Source organism: Mesorhizobium sp. M7A.F.Ca.US.006.01.1.1 (assembly GCF_003997935.1).
Taxonomy (GTDB): Bacteria; Pseudomonadota; Alphaproteobacteria; order Rhizobiales; family Rhizobiaceae; genus Mesorhizobium.
This window is the reverse complement of sequence record NZ_RZQL01000462.1, coordinates 1-1,850: the sequence shown is the minus strand read 5'-3', so window position 1 is coordinate 1,850 and position 1,850 is coordinate 1. Positions and strand designations below refer to the sequence as shown.

Sequence of the window (1,850 nt, the reverse complement as noted above, 5' to 3'; positions counted from 1 at the left end):
CGAGGCTTTGATCCGGGAACGCGGCGGCGACATCCGCACCGGCGCCGATGTCGCTTCGATCGTTCAAAGCAATGGTCGGGCAACCGGCGTGCGGCTGGCCTCGGGCGAAACAATCACCGCCAACAACGGCATGGAGGGCCTTAGTCTCTACAACGCTTCGAAATCCGCTGTGAGGTCGTTCGCACGAACCTGGGCCAACGATTTGCGTGGTCGGAAAATCCGTGTCAATGCGCTCAGCCCTGGCTTCACCCTCACCCCGCTTATGGAAAACGGCCTCCATATGGGTGATGCCGAGATTGAAGCTTTGAAGGAATATACTGCTCGGGAAGTTCCGCTAGGCTACATGGCAGAGCCAGCCGAGATCGCTACCGCAGCCCTGTTCCTGGCGTCACAGGACGCCAAGTATATCAACGGCATCGAACTGACCGCCGATGGGGGCGTGTCGCAAATCTGAAGATTGCAATACCTGGGCGATCCGATGCGGGCCGCCCAGCACGATGTACACGAATCAAGCTCCTGGCTGACCTTTCTGAAAACGCAAAATGATCGCTGAAGGAGAGGTCGGCCATGGGACGCTTTGTGAGACGTGACCGTCGTTAGACTTGTCCGCTGATGGAACTGGCGCGCGGATATCCGATCGCGGCCCAAAAAAATTTGAGACAATCATGGAATATACACGCCTTGGAAATACCGGTCTTGAGGTGTCGCGCCTCTGCCTTGGATGCATGAGCTATGGTGACCCCAGTCGCGGTAACCATGCGTGGACACTGAGTGAAGAGGAAAGTCGTCCGTTGTTTCGCAAAGCGATCGAACTCGGAATTAACTTTTTTGACAATGCGAATGTCTATTCCGGCGGAACGAGCGAAGAGATCCGTGGCCGCGCCGTCAAGGAATTTTCAACCAGAGACAATGTTGTTATCGCCACGAAAGTCCATGGCCGGATGAAGCCTGACCAAACGGTGGCGGGCTATCCAGAAAAGCCATTCTTTCGCAGATTGACGCCAGCCTGAAACGGTTAGGCACCGACTATGTCGATCTCTACCAGATCCACCGGTTCGACTATAATACGCCGATCGAGGAAACGCTGGAGGTTTTGCACGACGTGGTCAAAGCAGGCAAGGCACGCTACATTGGCGCATCTTCCATGTACGCGTGGCAGTTTGCAAAAATGCTGGCTGTGTCACAGGCGAATGGGTGGACACGGTTCGTCTCCATGCAGGATCATGTGAACTTGCTCTACCGGGAGGAGGAGCGGGAAATGCTTCCGCTGTGCAAAGCAGAGGGAATTGGCGTCATTCCTTGGAGCCCGCTTGCCCGCGGTCGGCTGACCCGCGATTGGAATGAGCAAAGCAGTCGCTCCCAAACAGACGAAATCGGCAAAAGTCTTTACACCCGGACCACCGAGGACGCCGACAGGCGAGTGGTGGAGGCCGTGGCAAAGATTGCGCAGGAGAGGAATATTCCCCGAGCGCAGATCGCGCTTGCATGGGTCTTGTCAAAGTCGGAAATCACAGCGCCCATCGTTGGGGCGACGAAATTACAACACTTGGATGATGCTGTGGTGCGCTGGCCCTCAAACTCACTGACCCAGAAATACAGGCCCTTGAAAGCGACTACATTCCCCACGCCGTCGTCGCGTTTTCATGAAGTTTGTTGATGGTCCGGCATCTGCTTTCCCGTATCCCAATTCAGGCCAGACCAAGGGCGCCAAATGCCATCCTATTTCATTGAAAAATTCAAGCTCGATTCGATCCATCGAATGCCAAGAAAAACTGCGGAATTTTTGACAACGCGGTATAATGCCGGACGACAGATTGCTTTTGATTCTCGCGAAAACCTTATCCTGTCTC

1 protein-coding gene and 1 pseudogene are annotated in these 1,850 nt (G+C 54.8%); both read left to right on the top strand.

The window, feature by feature from the left end; genetic code table 11:
* The coding region (locus EN943_RS36810; protein ID WP_127416594.1) for an SDR family oxidoreductase at positions 1-454 on the top strand (454 nt) is incomplete at its 5' end.
* A 211-nt stretch (positions 455-665) separates the two neighbouring features.
* Positions 666-1,647, top strand: a pseudogene (locus tag EN943_RS36805) (aldo/keto reductase).
* Positions 1,648-1,850: the final 203 nt, after the last annotated feature.